The sequence below is a fragment of the Streptomyces sp. NPDC002403 genome, assembly GCF_053593015.1.
Genome location: NZ_JBSFBQ010000004.1, coordinates 48,993 through 61,853 on the forward strand (window position 1 = coordinate 48,993; position 12,861 = coordinate 61,853).

Sequence of the window (12,861 nt, forward strand, 5' to 3'; positions counted from 1 at the left end):
CGGCGACCGGCTGTCAGCTCACCCGCTCCGCGCGGTGCTTGACGGCCCTCAGCCGTACCTCGGCCGGCAGCTCGGCCAGCCCCGCCGAATCCCGCGCATGGGCCAGCGCCTCGTCGGTGAGGCGGCCGAGCGCCTCGTCCGGTGCCGCGTGCGGCTCCATCAGCAGGCGGATCCTGGCCTGCGGCGAGCTGCGCCGGCCGGTCAGCGCGACCTGGGCTCGGGCCACTCCGTCCAGCGTCCCCGCCTCGTCGGCGAGCACCCCCTCCAGGGCCCGGCCCCGCAGCAGCGCCCCTTCCCCGTCGCCGCTGTCCACCAGTACCTCGGCGAGGCGGGCGCGGCGCAGCTGGGCCAGCAGCCACCACAGGGCGAGAACGACCACGACGGCGAGGACGGCGATGACCGTCGGCCACCACCAGCCCTGGTCGTGCCAGCGGTCCCGGTCGGCCTCGCTGATGAGCACATCGCGCCTGCCGTGCCAGGGCCACCACGACGGCACGGACAGGCCGAGACCGGCCGCGAGCACCGCGCCGCCGCAGCAGATCAGTACCAGCCCGGACAGGCCGAGCAGTACCCGGTTGACGGTCCTGAGCAACGGGCTCACCTCTTCCTCGCGGGCCGGCGGACGTGTACGGACAGGCTCGGCGGCCTGGCCAGCCCCAGTTCCCCGATGGCGGTCCCGAGCACGGTGTCCAGATCGGCGCGTACGTCGTCGAGCTCCCGGAAGTGCGAGACGGCGCGCACCACCGCCCGGCCCCGGCCCATCCGGACCCGCACCGACTGCACTCCGGACACCTCGACGGCCCGGTCGCGCAGGACCAGCGCGGCCGCGGACCGGTCGAGTGCGGCCCGTACGCCCGGACGGTCGCGGCGCATCGGCAGCAGGGCACGGAGGCCGGGGGTGACGGCGAGCACGAGCAGCCACACGCCGATCGCCACGGCGAGCGCGGCGGCGGCGAGCAGCCAGGCGTTCTCCAGCGGGCGGCGGGCGAGCTCGTCGGCCAGCCACCGGCGCCATCGCATCGCGGGGCGGTCGGCCCGCACCGCCGCCACGTCGTAGAGCAGCAGTCCGCTGCCGCCGAGGACCACGAGGGCGAGGAGCGTGGCGGGGACACGGCGCGCGGACCAGAAGCGGCCCGCCCGGCCGCCGTCCTCCCGGTGCGCGGGCACCGGGTCGTAGGTGGCGGACGAGGCGGACTGGTCGAGTTCGAGCACATCGCCCTTCGCCGCGGGCGTGCCCCCCTCTCCGGCCGCTTCGACGGGGCCGGTGGCGGACAGTCCTCGTGTACGGTGCTCCGGTTCGTGGGGTTCGGTCATCGGATCCTCCCCTGTGCCGCGATGCTCGCTCCCGTCGGATGCAGGCGCTCGACCTGTACGGCCACCTCGGGGACTTCCATCCCCGCCAACGCCCTTACCCGCTCGGCGACATGCCGACGCACCCCGCCGCACTGGCGGCCGATGTCGGAGGGGTATCCGAGCTCCAGGCTCACCCGTACCCGGGCGGTGTCCCGGTGCACCGTGACCGTGGCGTGCGGCACGGCGCCCTCCTGCGGCGGCTCGTCGATCGCCTCCTTCGCCGCCTGCGCGGCGATCTTCGCGACCACCCGGTCGGCGATCCGGGTCTCCCCGCGCTCACCTGCGGCGATCCGGCCGCTCGCCCCCGACAACGCCGTCACCGCCGTCGGTCGCCGCGCTCGCGACTCCGGAAGAAGTCGCCGGGTTCCAGGTCGCCCTCCAGGAGACGACCGGCGACGAAGCCGACCGCTCCCAGGGCGGCCACCAGCAGAAAGGCCCCGAATCCGCCGAAGTACCCGGCGAATGCGAGCGCCATGCCGGCCACCATGCCGACCACAGCCATGCTCATCGTGCGCTCCTCAACTCCTCGCGGCGGAGGTCTACTGGAGACGTGGCTCGGACTGGTCGTCGTCATCGGGCTCGTCGGGCAGCTTCACATCGCTCACCGCGATATTGACCTCGACGACCTCCAGGCCGGTCATCCGCTCGACCGCCGCGACCACGTTCTCCCGTACGTCACGGGCGACATCGGCGATCGCGACGCCGTAGTCGACGACGATCTCCAGGTCGAGGGCGGTCTGGGACTCGCCGACCTCCGCCTTCACCCCGCGGGTGGCGGACTTGCCACCACCGGGCACCCGGTCGCGCACCGCTCCGAAGGTGCGCGAGAAGCCGCTGCCCATCGCGTGGACGCCGACCACGTCGCGCGCCGCCATTCCCGCGATCTTCTCGACCACTCCGTCGGCGATGGTCGTACGGCCACGGGTGGCGGGGGCTCCCCCGCCGCGCTTGATGAGCGTGCTCGATTCCTTGTCGGGGCTCTCGGGCCGGTTCCGCTGCGTGGTGTCGGTCATCGCCATTCTTCCCTTCAGGGCAGGTTGGACCTCTTTGCCCACATTAGGTGCGCTTACCCGGTCTCGCGCCGTGGATGCGGCAGGCTGGGGAAATGACGACGGCTGACGGCCCGCGCGGGGCGGACGGATGGACAGCGGCGGTACGGCAACGGCTCGGTCTCGGCCGGCTGCTTCCGCTGGGCGGTCCGGCGGACGGGGCCTGGATCTCGGAGCGGGCCGCGGTCGCGGTGCTGCGGGGCGCGGTGGCGGGGTCCGGCCCCGTGCTCGGGGCTCTCAGGATCTCGGTGGCCGATCCGGACGGGGCACCGGACTCGGAGGTGGAGCCGCCGCCGAGCGCGCTGCCGCCCGGACCGCTGCGGATCGAGGCGACGATGTCGGCCGTGGCCGGCCGGCCGCTGCCCGTCGCGGCCGACGCGCTGCGCTCGGCGTTGCTGACGGCGGCCGGGGAGCGGCTCGGCCTGGTGGTCGACGCGGTGGACGTCCGGGTGACGGAGCTGCTGGACGCGCCGCCGGAACGGCCGGCTCCGGCCCCGATGGAGGTGCGCGCGGCAACGGCGGAGGGGGCGGCGGGGAGCGCGGCGGCGGGTGTATCGGGGGTGGTGACGCTGACCCGGGTGCTGGGTCACGCGGTGCACGCGGGCCCGGACCATGTGCGGGTCGAGCTGGCGACGGACCCGGGCCATCGGGCGCTCGACGTGGCCCGTGCGGTGCGGGGCGCCGTGGCGGACGCGGTGGAGGGGCACCCCTCGGTCGCGGTGCTGGTCACCGCGGTGGTGGAGCGTGAGTGAGCACGGGGCGGGCCCGGGCCGGGCCCGCCCGCTGTCGAGGGCCGGGCGCTCAGTCGGTGATGCCCGCCAGATCGCGCAGCCGACGGCCCTGCGCGGCCCGTTCCGCGACGCGCTGCTCCTCGTAGCCACGGGAGACGGCACCGCTCAGCAGCGCCTTGGTCTCCACGACGGCGTCGCGCGGGGCGGCCAGCAGCGCGCCGGCCAGATCGCGCGCCGCGGCGTCCAGCTCACCGGCGGGCACGACGAGATTGGCCAGTCCGGTGCGCTCGGCCTCCTCGGCGTGCACGAAGCGGCCCGTGGCGCAGATCTCGAGCGCGCGGGCGTACCCCACCAGGTTCACCAGGGGGTGCGTGCCGGTGAGATCGGGCACCAGGCCGAGGGTGGTCTCACGCATGGCGAACTGCACGTCCTCGGCGACGATCCGCAGGTCGCAGGCGAGGGCGAGCTGGAAACCGGCACCGATCGCATGCCCCTGGACGGCCGCGATCGACACGATGTCGTTGCGGCGCCACCAGGTGAACGCCTCCTGGTACTCGGCGATGGTCGCGTCGAGTTCGGCCTCCGAGCCGCGCGCCATGTCGAGGAAGGACGGCTCGCCGTCGAACCCCTCGGGGGTGAACGCCTGTCGGTCGAGGCCCGCGGAGAAGGACTTGCCCTCGCCGCGGAGCACGACGACCCGCACGCTTCCGGGCAGTGCCCGTCCGGCCTCCGTCAACGCCCGCCAGAGAGCGGGGGACTGGGCGTTGCGCTTGGCCGGATTGGTGAGGGTCACCGTGGCGACCGTGTCGTCGACGGTGAGTCGTACGCCGTCCTTGTCGAGCACAGAGTCGAGCGAGGTCATGGGGCGCCTCCGGATCGGTTCAGTCAGCAAGCAGAGCTAAGTGACTGAACAGTAACCACCCGGTCGACATCACTGCCGACCGGGTGGCCACCGCCGAAACCGGTGAGCCCCGGGACGGGCCGGACGGCCTGCCCCGACCGCCTGGGGCGTCAGGCCGTGGCGGCCTTCTTGCCCCGTGTCGCTCCGCCGCGTCCCCGCAGCGTGACTCCGGACTCACTGAGCATCCGGTGGACGAATCCGTAGGAGCGGCCGGTCTCTTCGGCCAACGCCCGGATGCTCGCACCGGAGTCGTACTTCTTCTTCAGGTCTGCCGCGAGCTTGTCGCGCGCGGCGCCGGTAACCCGGCTGCCCTTCTTCAGAGTCTCGGCCACCCGTGCCTCCTCATGGGAAGTGCGCTCTGGACTCTCATGATCACCCCTCGGCGCCTTCCTGGCCACCCATTCGGCAAGGTACGTGCCACCCGATTCCCGGCCGGAGAAGGGGGCCACACGACCGGAATTCCGCATTCCGTGGGGCCTCGGCGGCAGGCGGGACAGGGCCCGGGAAGAACGGGCAGGTCAGGGCCACACGGGGATCGCGGCCCCCGAATGGGTGCGCCCGGCAGGTATCTGCCGGGCGCCGCGCCGAGGTACGAGACGTACTCACGCAGATGATGGATCACGCGTAGGCCGAATGATCCAGACGGAGTGGATCAGACGGAGAGCGGGGCCGGATCAGGCCAGTGCGACCAGGTCCTGGTAGTCCGCGCCCCACAGGTCCTCGACACCGTCCGGCAGCAGGATGATGCGCTCCGGCTGGAGTGCCTCGACCGCTCCCTCGTCGTGCGTGACGAGGACGACGGCGCCCTTGTACGTGCGCAGCGCGCCGAGGATCTCCTCCCGGCTGGCCGGGTCGAGGTTGTTCGTCGGCTCGTCCAGGAGCAGCACATTGGCGGAGGAGACCACCAGGGTCGCCAGCGCGAGACGGGTCTTCTCGCCGCCGGAGAGGACGCCGGCGGGCTTGTCGACGTCGTCGCCGGAGAAGAGGAAGGAACCCAGCGTCTTGCGGACCTCGACGAGATCGAGGTCGGGCGCCGCGGAGCGCATGTTCTCCAGGACGGAGCGGTCCGGGTCGAGGGTCTCGTGCTCCTGGGCGTAGTAGCCGAGCTTGAGGCCGTGGCCCTCGATCACCTGGCCGGTGTCGGGCTTCTCGGCACCGCCGAGAAGCCGCAGCAGCGTGGTCTTGCCCGCGCCGTTGAGGCCGAGGATGACGACCCGGGAGCCCTTGTCGATGGCGAGGTCCACATCGGTGAAGATCTCGAGCGAGCCGTACGACTTGGACAGCCCCTCCGCCATCAGGGGGGTCCTGCCGCACGGCGAGGGCTCGGGGAAACGGAGCTTGGCGACCTTGTCGGAGACCCGGACGGCCTCCAGGCCGGAGAGCAGCCGCTCGGCGCGCTTGGCCATGTTCTGCGCGGCGACGGTCTTGGTGGCCTTCGCGCGCATCTTGTCGGCCTGCGAGTTGAGGGCCGCGGCCTTCTTCTCGGCGTTCTGCCGCTCGCGCTTGCGGCGCTTCTCGTCGGCCTCGCGCTGCTGCTGGTAGAGCTTCCAGCCCATGTTGTAGATGTCGATCTGCGCGCGGTTGGCGTCGAGGTAGAAGACCTTGTTGACGACCGTCTCGACGAGTTCGGCGTCGTGGGAGATCACGATGAAGCCGCCGCGGTAGGTCTTGAGGTAGTCGCGCAGCCAGACGATCGAGTCGGCGTCGAGGTGGTTGGTCGGCTCGTCGAGCAGCAGGATGTCGGCGTCCGAGAAGAGGATCCGGGCCAGCTCGATGCGGCGGCGCTGACCGCCGGAGAGCGTATGGAGGGGCTGGCCGAGCACCCGGTCGGGCAGGCTGAGCGCGGCGGCGATGGTGGCGGCCTCGGCCTCGGCGGCGTATCCGCCCTTGGTGAGGAACTCCGTCTCCAGGCGCTCGTACTTCTTCATCGCCTTCTCGCGGGTGGCGCCCTTGCCGTTCGCCATCCGCTCCTCGTTCTCCCGCATCTTGCGCAGGATCTCGTCGAGGCCGCGGGCGGAGAGGATGCGGTCGCGCGCCAGCACGTCGAGGTCGCCGGTGCGGGGGTCCTGCGGGAGGTAGCCCACCTCGCCGGAGCGGGTGATGGTGCCGCCGACGGGGTTGCCCTCGCCGGCCAGGCACTTGGTGAGCGTGGTCTTGCCCGCTCCGTTGCGGCCTACGAGGCCGATGCGGTCGCCCTTGGCGATACGGAAGGAAGCGGACTCGATGAGGATGCGGGCGCCGGCACGCAGCTCGATGCCGGAAGCGGTGATCACGGAAATACTCCAGGGCGGTTGGACGGCTGACGGGACGAGGGCGGAGGTGTCTCGACGCCGCTAATGCACAAGGAGAATTGCCATACGGGCCATTCTACTGGCGGTGTGCAACTGCTTTTCCGCGTGCGCCCGTGGCACCCGCCGGACGGTCGCCGCGCGTCGCCGCTCCACTCCACCACGCGATCAAAAAGGGCATAGGTGTTTGAACTGGCTGATACTCGGCTGAGGTACGGAGGTGGTGGGACCACCACGGCCGGAGCGGAGGGTGGTGGCCCATGCAGTTCGACGACGACGCCGACCTGGACACGTCCGAGGTCAAGGATGTGCGCGGCAGCCGGATCCCGGGCGGCAGGGCCACCGTGGGCGGCGGCATCGTCGGCATCATCGCGCTGATCCTGGGGCTGCTCTTCGGCGTCGGCCCCGATCAGCTCGGCCTCTCCTCCGGCGGCCCGGACACGACGGCGACCGCGTCGTCGGCGGCGCAGGTGGAGCAGTCCTGCCGGACCGGGCAGGACGCGAACACCAGGGAGGACTGCCGGATCGTGGCGGTGGTCAACAGCGTGCAGGACTTCTGGAAGCAGGAGTTCCAGCGGCGCCGGGGCACGTACACGCCTTCGCGCACGGTCCTGTTCAGCGACCGGATCAACACCGCGTGCGGCGCCGCGACCTCGGCGGTCGGGCCCTTCTACTGCCCGGGCGACCGGGAGGTCTATCTGGACCTGGGGTTCTTCGACGAGCTGCGGACGAAGTTCGGCTCCAGCGGCGGCCCGTTCGCCCAGGCCTATGTCGTCGCCCACGAGTACGGACACCATGTGCAGGACCTGATGGGAACGCTGGACCGGTCCCAGGACGGCCGGACCGGCGCGAACAGCAACGCGGTCCGGGTGGAGCTCCAGGCGGACTGCTACGCCGGGGTCTGGGCGCACCACGCGACGACCACCCCCGACGAATCGACCGGGCGTCCGCTGATCACCTCGCTGACGCAGGCGGACATCCGGGACGGGCTCGACGCGGCGGCCGCGGTCGGCGACGACCGGATCCAGGAGAAGTTCCAGGGCCGGGTCACGCCGGAGTCCTGGACGCACGGCTCGGCCGCGCAACGCCGGCAGTGGTTCACCACCGGTTTCCGCAGCGGCGACATGGCCGACTGCAACACCTTCCGCTGACCCCGGGCCCGGAACCGCGCCGGGCCGTTGTCAGTGGCCGATGGAAGACTGAGACGCAGATCACACAAGCGGGTCACGGGAGTACGAGAAGGGGTAAGCGCCATGGCAGGCGCACCGGCCGGCGTTCCGACGATCTATCCGACGATTCTGTACGACGACGCGAAGGCCGCGATCAGGACGCTGACGGAGGGCCTCGGCTTCACCCAGGAAGCGGTGTACGAGGGCGAGGGCGGCCAGGTGCTGCACGCCGAGCTGTCCTGCGGGAACGGCAGGGTGATGCTGGGCTCCAAGGGCCGTGACGGCGTCTTCGCCAAGGCGATGCGGGACGCCGGCCCCGCCGGGGTCTACGTCGTGGTCGACGAGGTCGACGCGCACCATGCCAGAGCCGTGGAGCACGGGGTGGAGATCCTGATGCCGCCCACCGACCAGGACTACGGCTCGCGCGACTACATGGCGCGGGACGCCGAGGGCAATGTGTGGAGCTTCGGTACGTACGCGCCGGGATCGCAGGACTGACGGCCGGACGAGCCCGGGGCGGGGCCCGTCCGGCGCGGGGTGTCAGGCGCCGCCGGTGTGCACCTGGAACGCGGCCCGGCGCACCGCCTTGGCCAGCGCGGGGTCCGGGTGCGCGGCGGCCAGGGCCACCAGCACCTGCACGGTGCGCGGATGGCCCACGGCCCGTACCTCGTCCAGCAGGGCGGGCACCGTGCCCTGGACGGCCGAGTCGAGATGGCGGACCAGCAGCCCGGTCTCGCCGTGGTCGGCGACGGCCGCCGCGGTGTCGACCCAGAGCCAGGTGGCCTCCTCCCGGCTCAGGACGTCCTGGGCGTCGTCGGGGTCGGTTCCGTCGTACTCGGCCAGCCAGAGCAGGGCGTAGGGGCGCAGCGAGGGGTCGGCGGCCACGGAACGCACCTCGGGCTCGGCGGGGGCGCCGACGACCCGGAGCGCCTCGAAGGCGAGCCCCCGCAGGAGCGCGTCCTCGCCGCGGGCGACGGCGAGGAGTTCGGCGACGGCACTGCCGACGGGACGGGCGGCCAGCCAGGCCCGGTATTCGTCGCGGGCCGGGCCCGGCGTGAGCCGGGCGCAGCCGAGCAGCATGTCGGCGGCGGACTGCTCGATGTTCCCGGCCGGGCTCTGGGCCGCGACGCAGATCTGTTCCAGCTTGACCCAGACCGCCCAGTTGCCGAGCGGGGTGAGGGTGGCGTGTCCGGCGCCGAGGGTGAGCGCGCCGACGGCGGCCAGCCCGTCCAGGGCCCAGTCCAGCAGCTGCGCCACCAGGGCGGCGGGGTGCGGGGCGGGTGCGGATTCGGCCGGTGCGGGCAGCGGCTGGGGGCCGTAGGGCACTTCGCAGCGCTCCTCGCGGAGTTCCGCGACGCGCTGCCCGAGCAGGTCCAGCAGCGCGGGCACGGTGACCGGGCCGGCCGAGAGCTGGAGGAGGGAGAGGACCTGCGGCACGGCCTCGACGGCCTCGGCGACCGCGGCGGACTCGATGTCCGCGGGCGCCGGGTGGACCAGCGACCAGGCGTCGAAGAGCGCCACCCAGCCGCGGAGCACGGCGGAGTCGTCACGGTCCCAGGCGCGCAGCCGCCAGCCGGGGCGCGCGGTGTCGCCGTGCAGTTCGACGAGGCCGGCGAGCCTGGCCCGGTCCCAGCCGGAGCGCACCTGGGCCGGGGACAATTCCAGGGCTGTCGCGGCCCGTTGGAGGGCCTGGGCGGCGAGCGGTGGTGCGCCGGGGATCGCGCCGTCGGCTGCCCAGCGGGCGATCCGTACGGCGTCGGCGAGGGCGGTCCTGGCCTGCCGGGCCAGTTCCGACCGGGGCGGGGTGCCCTCCGGAGGGCGGGGGGCCGGCCTGGTGCGCCGGGTGGTCACGGCCTTGCGAGCGGTGGCAAGGGGTCGCGGGCGGACAAGTCGCAGCCTGGAGTCGCGCGGGTTACGGGACGTCACGGGAGCAGTCTTGCCCCTGACGGCCCGAAAGCCCAAACGGAACCCGAATTCCCGGTGGAGGGGCTGGCGGACGGGGCCCGGTACCAAACGGCCGAACCCTCGCATCACCTCACATCAGGGGCGTCAGGAAGCGGCGCAGGACCTCTTCGTAGTGGTCCGGGTCGGCATTCCACATCGCCCCGTGCGGAGCCTGCGGTACGGCGTGCAGGGCGATCAGGTCCGGGCGGCGGGCCGCGAGATCGCGGGACGGCTGCCAGGGGGCGAGCCGGTCGTCGGGGCCGTGGAAGATCAGGGTCGGGACGTGCAGTGCCGGTGCGAGGGAGCCGTCCAGCAGCCGGGCGCCGTGCAGTCCGGTCTGCCCCTGGGCGGCGCGGACGGCGAGCGGCAGCAGTGCGGACGGGACGCCGCGCGCGACGGCCAGGGCGCGCAGGGTGGTGGCCCAGTCCAGTACCGGGGAGTCCAGGACGAGGCCGCAGATCCGGTCGCGCAGCGCGGAGTTGACGGCCGCGTGCAGCGCCATCGAGGCGCCGGTGGACCAGCCGTGCAGGACGACCTTCTCGGCTCCGTAGCGCACGGCGAAGCGGATCGCCGCGTCCAGGTCGCGCCACTCGGATTCGCCGAGATGGGCGAGGCCGTCGGGGGGACGCGGGGCTCCGGCGTCGCCCCGGTAGGCCGGGTCGAGCACGGGCAGGCGCTGGCCGTGCAGGAACCTCATGACATTCATGGGGTGTTCCCTGGTGGTCCCGAGGCCGTGCACGGTGATGACCCAGGTGTCGCGCGGGCCGGGGAGGAACCAGGCGGGCAGGGCGCCGAGTTCGCCGGGGATCTCGACCTCCTGGTGGTGGAGGCCGAGCGCCGAGGACGGGTCGCCGCTGTGCAGCTGCGGGGTGACGCGGACCTTGGCGCCGGTGTCCAGGCTGCCGTGGTCGACGCGTTCCAGTCTGCGTACGACGGTGTCGGGGGCGTGGTGGGCGTGCTCGATCACCGGGCCGACCACCGCGTGGACCCCCTTGCCGACCAGCCCGTACGTGCCGGGCCGCAGGGCGGTGAGGGAGCGGGTCAAGGTGACCTGCCCGGCCGCCGTGGCGTGCACGGTGAGTCTGCGGTCGGCGGGCAGCGGCCGCCCGGACGGCGCCCTGAGGACCGCGTCGCTGGCCAGCCGGCCGGCCGCGACCGCTGCCGCTCCGACGCCGAGGATCGTGGTGACGGCTGCTGCCGTGACTTTTGCCGGGCGCACGGCTTCAGTGTCACGGCGGGTGCGGGACCCCGCCACAGGCATTGGCCCGTCCGGTGGGCCGGGCCGGGTCAGCCCGGCTGTCCGTACCCCTTGAGCGCCTCCCGCACATCGCTCAGCTGCTCCGGCGAGAGCAGGTTCGGGGTGAGCCCGGGCACGGAGCTCGCGGCGAGCCAGAGCCTGCAGAGCCATTCCAGCTGCGCGGTCCGGTCGTACGCCTGGTCCAGGGTGGCCCCGTAGGTGACGGCCCCGTGGTTCTGGAGGAGGCAGCCCGTGCGGTCGCGCAGGGCGGCGAGCATGTTCCCGGCCAGTTCCGCGGTGCCGTAGCGCGCGTAGGCCGCGACGCGGACGGGGCCGCCCAGCATGGCGGCGGCGTAGTGGACCGACGGGACCTCGGGCACCAGCGTGGAGACGGCCGTGGCGTGCACCGCGTGGGTGTGCACGACGGCGGCCGCGTCGGTGTTCCGGTAGACGGCGAGGTGGAGCGGCAGTTCGCTGGTCGGGGCCAGTGAGCCGAGTACGCGGTTGCCCTCCGGATCGACGCCGACGGCGTCCTGCGGGCCCAGCCGGTCGTACGGCACTCCGCTCGGTGTGACCAGGATCGTGTCGCCGACCCGTGCCGAGACGTTTCCCGAGGTCCCGACGACGAGGCCCTCGGCCGCCGTCCTGCGGGCGGTGGCGACGACACCGTCCCAGGCACGTTCGATCGCGTTCCGCTGCTGATCGCTCATGCGCCGATCCTGTCAGCCCCGAGGACGAACGGGTATGCGATCGGCCACAGCCGCGCACCGCCGGAAAGCCGGGCCACGCCCGTATCGGGCACAAGCGGAATGCCTCCGCTCCGGTTTGTAACACCCCAACGCCCTGCCCAGTTCATCTTCCGTTCACCCAGGTTGCCTACGGTCCACATGCCAATGACGTCGAACGATTGCCTGGGTAAATGGAACACATCACGCTGCTACTCGCGATTGTGATCGTGACAGCTCTAGTGTTCGATTTCACGAACGGTTTCCACGACACCGCGAACGCGATGGCGACGACCATCTCGACCGGTGCACTCAGACCGAAGACAGCGGTGGCCATGTCCGCCGTTCTCAATCTCGTCGGCGCGTTCCTGTCGGTGGAGGTCGCCAAGACGATCTCCGGCGGGATCATCAACGAGGACGGGCTGCGAACAGAAGTCATCTTCGCGGCACTCGTCGGCGCCATTCTGTGGAATCTGCTGACCTGGCTGGTCGGACTGCCCTCCAGCTCCTCGCACGCCCTGTTCGGCGGTCTGATCGGCGCGGCCGTGATGTCCGCGGGCTGGTCGTCCGTCAACGGCGGCACCGTCGTCACCAAGGTGCTGCTCCCCGCTCTCGCCGCCCCGATCGTCGCCGGTCTGGCCGCGCTGCTGGCCACCAGGCTGACGTACCGGATCGGCGGAAAGGTCCGCAACGACGCCCAGGAGAAGGCCACCGCCAAGGGGTACCGGGCCGGCCAGATCGCCTCGGCCGGGCTGGTCTCCCTCGCCCACGGCACCAACGACGCGCAGAAGACCATGGGCATCATCACCCTGGCCCTGGTCACCGGCGGCGTCCTGCACCCGGGCGCCAACCCGCCGGTCTGGGTCATCGTCTGCGCCGGTACGGCCATCGCGCTCGGCACCTACCTGGGCGGCTGGCGCATCATCCGCACCATGGGCAGCGGCCTCACCGACCTCAGGCCGCCGCAGGGCTTCGCCGCCCAGACCAGTGCGGCCACCGTCATCCTGGCCTCCTCGCACCTCGGCTTCTCCCTCTCCACCACCCAGTCCTGCTCCGGCGCCGTGATGGGCGCGGGCCTCGGCCGCCAGGGCGGTGTGGTCCGCTGGTCCACCGCCACCCGGATGTTCGTCGCCTGGGGTCTGACCCTGCCGGCCGCCGGTCTGGTCGGTGCGGGCGCGGAACTCCTCACCAAGCAGGGCACCTGGGGTGTCGTGGTCGTCGCGGCGCTGCTGGTCGCGGGATCCGGTGCGATCTGGCTGGTGTCCCGCCGCAAGCCGGTCGGCCACGACGATGTCGCGCCGGCGGACGTCGACGACGAGCCCGCGGGTGTCGTCACCACGGCCATCGCCGCCGTCAGCCCGCCGCCCACCACGGCCCAGGCAATGGCCCAGGACCTCATGACCACCATTCCGGCCCCGGCCGGAACCACCCAGGACCCGGCGCGACCCGCCACCGTCTGACCCG

At 72.6% G+C, this 12,861-nt stretch carries 15 protein-coding genes; 4 read left to right on the top strand and 11 right to left on the bottom strand.

Annotation, left to right across the window (positions count from 1 at the left end):
* Positions 1-13 precede the first annotated feature (13 nt).
* The 5 genes from amaP to ACWCPY_RS06670 are packed head-to-tail and all read right to left on the bottom strand — an operon-like array spanning position 14 to position 2,366.
* Entirely contained in the window at positions 14-592 is a 579-nt protein-coding gene (gene amaP / locus ACWCPY_RS06650; protein ID WP_451263485.1) for an alkaline shock response membrane anchor protein AmaP, read from the bottom strand.
* Positions 593-597: 5 nt separating this feature from the next.
* Positions 598-1,314, bottom strand: coding sequence for a DUF6286 domain-containing protein (locus tag ACWCPY_RS06655; RefSeq protein ID WP_451263244.1), 717 nt, complete (start codon positions 1,312-1,314; stop codon positions 598-600).
* Entirely contained in the window at positions 1,311-1,673 is a 363-nt protein-coding gene (locus ACWCPY_RS06660) for a hypothetical protein (protein ID WP_451263245.1), read from the bottom strand. Before ACWCPY_RS06660 ends, ACWCPY_RS06655 begins: the two co-directional genes overlap by 4 nt.
* Positions 1,670-1,861 (bottom strand): hypothetical protein, encoded by a 192-nt coding sequence (locus ACWCPY_RS06665; protein WP_329816780.1) that lies wholly within the window; start codon positions 1,859-1,861, stop codon positions 1,670-1,672. Before ACWCPY_RS06665 ends, ACWCPY_RS06660 begins: the two co-directional genes overlap by 4 nt.
* Positions 1,862-1,892: 31 nt before the next feature.
* On the bottom strand, positions 1,893-2,366 hold the full coding sequence (locus ACWCPY_RS06670; protein ID WP_451263246.1) for an Asp23/Gls24 family envelope stress response protein: 474 nt from the start codon (positions 2,364-2,366) through the stop codon (positions 1,893-1,895).
* 92 nt (positions 2,367-2,458) lie between these two features.
* On the opposite strand from ACWCPY_RS06670, the gene ACWCPY_RS06675 reads away from it, so the two are divergent.
* Positions 2,459-3,154: a hypothetical protein gene (locus ACWCPY_RS06675; RefSeq protein WP_451263247.1), complete on the top strand. Its 696-nt coding sequence runs from the start codon at positions 2,459-2,461 to the stop codon at positions 3,152-3,154.
* 49 nt (positions 3,155-3,203) lie between these two features.
* On the opposite strand, the gene ACWCPY_RS06680 is transcribed toward ACWCPY_RS06675, so the two are convergent.
* The 3 genes from ACWCPY_RS06680 to ACWCPY_RS06690 all read right to left on the bottom strand — a co-directional run bounded on the left by ACWCPY_RS06680 (position 3,204) and on the right by ACWCPY_RS06690 (position 6,307).
* Complete coding sequence (locus ACWCPY_RS06680; RefSeq protein ID WP_451263248.1) at positions 3,204-3,995, bottom strand: enoyl-CoA hydratase/isomerase family protein; 792 nt, start codon at positions 3,993-3,995, stop codon at positions 3,204-3,206.
* Between the two features lie 149 nt (positions 3,996-4,144).
* On the bottom strand, positions 4,145-4,366 hold the full coding sequence (locus ACWCPY_RS06685) for a helix-turn-helix domain-containing protein (RefSeq protein ID WP_018518904.1): 222 nt from the start codon (positions 4,364-4,366) through the stop codon (positions 4,145-4,147).
* A 342-nt stretch (positions 4,367-4,708) separates the two neighbouring features.
* Positions 4,709-6,307, bottom strand: a complete 1,599-nt coding sequence (locus ACWCPY_RS06690) for an ABC-F family ATP-binding cassette domain-containing protein (protein ID WP_451263249.1) — start codon at positions 6,305-6,307, stop codon at positions 4,709-4,711.
* A gap of 275 nt (positions 6,308-6,582) precedes the next feature.
* On the opposite strand from ACWCPY_RS06690, the gene ypfJ reads away from it, so the two are divergent.
* Complete coding sequence (ypfJ, locus tag ACWCPY_RS06695) at positions 6,583-7,473, top strand: KPN_02809 family neutral zinc metallopeptidase (RefSeq protein WP_451263250.1); 891 nt, start codon at positions 6,583-6,585, stop codon at positions 7,471-7,473.
* A 102-nt stretch (positions 7,474-7,575) separates the two neighbouring features.
* Positions 7,576-7,989 carry a VOC family protein gene (locus ACWCPY_RS06700; RefSeq protein ID WP_451263251.1) on the top strand — a complete coding sequence of 138 codons (414 nt, stop codon included), beginning with the start codon at positions 7,576-7,578 and terminating at the stop codon, positions 7,987-7,989.
* Positions 7,990-8,031: 42 nt separating this feature from the next.
* Here ACWCPY_RS06700 and ACWCPY_RS06705 read toward each other — a convergent pair whose 3' ends face one another.
* From ACWCPY_RS06705 to ACWCPY_RS06715, 3 genes are all read right to left on the bottom strand, one after another.
* Positions 8,032-9,342, bottom strand: coding sequence for a hypothetical protein (locus ACWCPY_RS06705; RefSeq protein WP_451263486.1), 1,311 nt, complete (start codon positions 9,340-9,342; stop codon positions 8,032-8,034).
* A 184-nt stretch (positions 9,343-9,526) separates the two neighbouring features.
* On the bottom strand, positions 9,527-10,654 hold the full coding sequence (locus tag ACWCPY_RS06710; RefSeq protein ID WP_451263252.1) for an alpha/beta hydrolase: 1,128 nt from the start codon (positions 10,652-10,654) through the stop codon (positions 9,527-9,529).
* A gap of 68 nt (positions 10,655-10,722) precedes the next feature.
* Positions 10,723-11,382 carry a class II aldolase/adducin family protein gene (locus ACWCPY_RS06715; RefSeq protein ID WP_451263254.1) on the bottom strand — a complete coding sequence of 220 codons (660 nt, stop codon included), beginning with the start codon at positions 11,380-11,382 and terminating at the stop codon, positions 10,723-10,725.
* Positions 11,383-11,591: 209 nt separating this feature from the next.
* On the opposite strand from ACWCPY_RS06715, the gene ACWCPY_RS06720 reads away from it, so the two are divergent.
* Entirely contained in the window at positions 11,592-12,857 is a 1,266-nt protein-coding gene (locus tag ACWCPY_RS06720) for an anion permease (RefSeq protein WP_451263255.1), read from the top strand.
* Positions 12,858-12,861 lie beyond the last annotated feature (4 nt).

What these genes read in the sequence shown, in the direction of transcription:
- ACWCPY_RS06655 (WP_451263244.1), bottom strand. Translation starts at nt 1,314, where the DNA reads ATGACCGAACCCCACGAACCGGAGCACCGTACACGAGGACTGTCCGCC.
- ACWCPY_RS06665 (WP_329816780.1), bottom strand. Translation starts at nt 1,861, where the DNA reads ATGAGCATGGCTGTGGTCGGCATGGTGGCCGGCATGGCGCTCGCATTC.
- ACWCPY_RS06670 (WP_451263246.1), bottom strand. Translation starts at nt 2,366, where the DNA reads ATGACCGACACCACGCAGCGGAACCGGCCCGAGAGCCCCGACAAGGAA.
- ACWCPY_RS06675 (WP_451263247.1), top strand. Translation starts at nt 2,459, where the DNA reads ATGACGACGGCTGACGGCCCGCGCGGGGCGGACGGATGGACAGCGGCG.
- ACWCPY_RS06680 (WP_451263248.1), bottom strand. Translation starts at nt 3,995, where the DNA reads ATGACCTCGCTCGACTCTGTGCTCGACAAGGACGGCGTACGACTCACC.
- ypfJ (WP_451263250.1), top strand. Translation starts at nt 6,583, where the DNA reads ATGCAGTTCGACGACGACGCCGACCTGGACACGTCCGAGGTCAAGGAT.
- ACWCPY_RS06700 (WP_451263251.1), top strand. Translation starts at nt 7,576, where the DNA reads ATGGCAGGCGCACCGGCCGGCGTTCCGACGATCTATCCGACGATTCTG.
- ACWCPY_RS06715 (WP_451263254.1), bottom strand. Translation starts at nt 11,382, where the DNA reads ATGAGCGATCAGCAGCGGAACGCGATCGAACGTGCCTGGGACGGTGTC.
- ACWCPY_RS06720 (WP_451263255.1), top strand. Translation starts at nt 11,592, where the DNA reads ATGGAACACATCACGCTGCTACTCGCGATTGTGATCGTGACAGCTCTA.